Source organism: Kineosphaera limosa NBRC 100340 (genome assembly GCF_000298215.1).
In the GTDB taxonomy this organism is placed as follows: domain Bacteria; phylum Actinomycetota; class Actinomycetes; order Actinomycetales; family Dermatophilaceae; genus Kineosphaera; species Kineosphaera limosa.
This window is the reverse complement of record NZ_BAHD01000140.1, coordinates 1-3,455: the sequence shown is the minus strand read 5'-3', so window position 1 is coordinate 3,455 and position 3,455 is coordinate 1. Positions and strand designations below refer to the sequence as shown.

Below are 3,455 nucleotides of genomic sequence, written 5' to 3'. Positions count from 1 at the left end.
ACGGCGCTCACCTCGGCGCTTTCGCCGCGACGCCCAGCGACAGCGACACGCCCGCCACGCGCAACCGAGGTGACGGCCACGCAAGCAGCCCCGACAACCCTGGCAACGGACCGTGCTGCGGGCACGGCACGCTCGTGGCCAGCAGCGCCGGCGTTCTCGGCTCCGACGCGCTGGGGCACCACACCATCCGCTCCAGCGTCGCCGGCTGCGGGACGACCCGCTACGGGCAGGTCCTTTCACCCGCGGACGTGCGGATGCTGGCCTGCGACGCCCAGATCATCCCGGCCGTCCTCGGCACCCGCAGCGAACTCCTCGACCTGGGCCACGCCCACCGGCTCGCCAAGCCGGGATTGGTGACCGCGCTGGAGTTGCGGGACAAGACGTGCACCTACCCGGGGTGTCGAATACCGGCGGCCTGGACCGACAAACACCACCTCATCCACTGGGCCAACGGCGGGCCCACGGTCGACTGGAACATGGCCTGCGTCTGCCGCCATCACCACACCGTCATCCACCGGCACGGGCACGTCGGAACAGTCACCCCCACCGGGGTCGCGTGGACGCGCGCCGACGGCACCCCCATCGGCAACCAACCCCGCAGCAACGACACCTCACCAAGCACGACAGCGGCAACAACGACTGCCACAACGACGGCGGCGACAGCGACGACAGCGACGGCGACGGCGACGGCGACGGCGACGGCGACGACAGCGACGGCGACGGCGACGGCGACGACAGCGACGGCGGCGACAGCGACCACAACAGCGGTATCGACAGCAGCGCCAGCGACAGCGGCGACGACCACAACGGCGACGATGGACGGGCCGACGCTCCCGGTGGACGCTGACGCCCGCACCGTGGCCCAGCCGCCCGAACGCAACAAGCTGAGCAGCGCCCCACTCACCGTCACCACCCAGTAGCTCGTGCGGCGAACACCCAGGGCGCCCAAGGCCCCGCGAGCGCTAGCCGACGGCATCCTCCTGCGCGGCATCCTCATCGCCGCTGGCCCCACCGACAACAAGACTCCGCCAGGCAGAACAAGGAGACACGCTCTAGCCGTTCGACGTGCCCGCGGGACGAGCGGCCGACCGCTGCCGACCGCTGCCGACGCGACGGTCGGAGGCGCTCAGGCCCCGTGCAGGGCGTCGAACTGTGCCTCGGCGACGACGTCCTCATCGGCATCCAGCCGGATGTGGGAGATGACCGACTGCAGCACCCGCAGCGCGCTGGCGGCGTGCCCGCCCCAACTCGACAGGTAGCTGAACTGCCACCACCACAGCGCTTCGCTGATCTGCCCCTGCGCGTGGTGGCGCAGCCCGTGCAGCAAGGCGGCGGCGATATCGGCAATGTCGCCGGACACCATTCCGCCGCCCACCTCGGTGGTCGTCAACGGGTCGACGATCTCGACGTACTCGTCGAGGCCCGCGAGCAGCTGGGCGAGGTCGTTGCGCAGGCCTTCGACGTCTTCGTCGCTGCCCAGATCGGGCTCGAAGCGCTCGGTCGGCACCACGTCGCTGATCGCGCCGAGCCGCGCGCCGGTGACGAGCACCTGCGAGACGGCCAGTAGCAGCATCGGGATCGCGATGTCGGGCGAGTCGCCCGCGGCGACTTGCCGTACCAACACGAGAAAGGCCCGCGCCTCGTTGGCGGTCTCGTCGGCCAGGTGCGCGAGGTCGTTGTCGATGACCTCGGCCTCTTCGGGCATGCCAGGTAGTTCAGGCATTGAGCAGCCTCCTGCCTTCGAATGCACGTCCAAGGGTGATCTCGTCGGCATACTCCAGGTCGCTGCCCACGGGCAGACCGGACGCCAGGCGCGAGATGCGCACGCCCAAGGTGCTCAGCGCCCGCACGAGATAGGTGGCGGTCGCCTCGCCCTCGAGGTTGGGATCGGTGGCGATGATGACTTCGGTGACGGCCTGGTCGGCGAGGCGGGCGAACAGCGCCGCGATCGACAGATCGTCGGGCCCGACCCCCTCCATGGGGCTGATCGCCCCGCCGAGCACGTGGTACCGGCCGCGGAATTCACGGGTGCGCTCGATGGCGACCACGTCTTTGGGTTCTTCGACGACGCAGATGGTGCTGGTGTCGCGGCGGGGATCGGCGCAGATGCGGCACTGCTCGGCCTGCGCGACGTTGCCGCAGGTGACGCAGAACTGCACCCTCAGCTTGACCTCCTGCAGCGCGTCGACGAGGCGCTGGACCTCACCCTCGTCGGCCTGCAGCAGGTGGAAGGCGATGCGTTGCGCGCCTTTGGGACCGATGCCGGGCAGCCTGCCCAGTTCGTCGATGAGGTCTTGCACGGCGCCTTCGAACACCGCTTCAGCCTACGTCGTCTCCGCGGCAGTGTCCGCCCTGGCGAGGCGAGTCGATGCAGGCAGCCGCTTTCGTGGGCTGAGGGCCGAGCCAGGCGCTGCGGTCCGGTCGGTACTTGCGGTCGGTGGTGCGGCGGGCGCTGCGATCAGGCGGCGGGGCGTTCGTTGTACACCCCGGCGGGCTGCTGCCCGGTGATGGCTCCGATGGCGGTCATGATGTCGTCGGTGATCTGCCGGCGGGCGCGGCCGGTGGGCAGATCGGCGTAGCGGGAGGCGAGGTCGAGTGGTTCGCCGAACGTGATCGCCACCTTGGCGGGGCGCATGTAGCGGCTGCCGACGGGCTGGATGTTCTCGGTGCCGGCAAGGCCGACCGGCAGCACGGTGGCGCCGGAGCTGAGCACGAGGTGTCCGACGCCGGTGCGGCCCCGGTAGAGGCGACCGTCGCGGGAGCGGGTGCCCTCGGGGTAGATGCCGACGGCACCCCCGCCGCGCAGCACATCGAGTTGCATCTCGAGGGAGCGCTGCCCGGCGCGCGGGTCGCTGCGGTCGACGCCGATGGCGCCGACGGCGGTGAAGAACGCCTTGTTGATGGCGCCGCGCACGCCGGTGCCGGTGAAGTACTCCTCTTTGGCCAGGAACGCGACGTGTCGGGGTGAGGCGAGCGGGATGACGATGCTGTCGAAGAACGACAGGTGGTTGCTCGCCAGAATGACCGGCCCGCTAGTCGGGATGTTCTCGATCCCGTTGATCGTGGGCCGCAGCACCAGACGCAGCATGGTGCCGACCGTCTTCCTGGACACCTCGTAGAAGGGTGGCATCTCGCCGATCGCCGCTTGTTGCACCCGCGAAGACTAGCGGGCTCCTCGGGGGCTCTGTGGGCTACGTCCTCGGGGCCACGCGGAGGACGTCGGCCGCCACTCAGGTCTCCGACTCGAGGATCACCACTCCGCCCAGCACGTCGGCAATGACCGGCTGCCCCACGGCCGAAAGGTCCTCGATGGTCTCGTCATCGCGGCTGACCTCGACGGTCTCGTCGCCCCTGCGGCCGGCGCCGCCCCCGGAGGCGGTTCCCCCGCCGAGAGCCCCGGCGCTCCCCGCCGCGGCCCCGGGACCGTGCGAGCCTTCCTCGCGGCTCCGACGGGC

The 3,455-nt window shown here is 70.6% G+C and carries 4 protein-coding genes and 1 pseudogene; 1 reads left to right on the top strand and 4 read right to left on the bottom strand.

The genetic code is table 11. From position 1 onward, the window contains the following. A partial coding sequence (locus KILIM_RS25245) for an HNH endonuclease signature motif containing protein (protein WP_006594909.1) occupies positions 1 to 920 on the top strand: 920 nt, incomplete at its 5' end. Positions 921 to 1,126: 206 nt separating this feature from the next. Here the strand turns inward: KILIM_RS25245 and KILIM_RS21680 are convergent. The 4 genes and pseudogenes from KILIM_RS21680 to KILIM_RS21665 form a co-directional block, all read right to left on the bottom strand. Continuing rightward, on the bottom strand, positions 1,127 to 1,723 hold the full coding sequence (locus KILIM_RS21680) for a DUF5063 domain-containing protein (RefSeq protein WP_006594908.1): 597 nt from the start codon (positions 1,721 to 1,723) through the stop codon (positions 1,127 to 1,129). Further along, positions 1,716 to 2,315 carry a recombination mediator RecR gene (gene recR, locus KILIM_RS21675; protein ID WP_006594907.1) on the bottom strand — a complete coding sequence of 200 codons (600 nt, stop codon included), beginning with the start codon at positions 2,313 to 2,315 and terminating at the stop codon, positions 1,716 to 1,718. Before recR ends, KILIM_RS21680 begins: the two co-directional genes overlap by 8 nt. Before the next feature lie 143 nt (positions 2,316 to 2,458). Further along, positions 2,459 to 3,154 carry a lysophospholipid acyltransferase family protein gene (locus KILIM_RS21670; protein ID WP_006594906.1) on the bottom strand — a complete coding sequence of 232 codons (696 nt, stop codon included), beginning with the start codon at positions 3,152 to 3,154 and terminating at the stop codon, positions 2,459 to 2,461. A 76-nt stretch (positions 3,155 to 3,230) separates the two neighbouring features. Continuing rightward, positions 3,231 to 3,455: pseudogene (locus KILIM_RS21665) on the bottom strand (hypothetical protein); the annotation flags it as partial.

Excerpts from the sequence above, each read along its gene's own strand:
- KILIM_RS21680 (WP_006594908.1), bottom strand. The coding sequence starts at position 1,723 with ATGCCTGAACTACCTGGCATGCCCGAAGAGGCCGAGGTCATCGACAAC.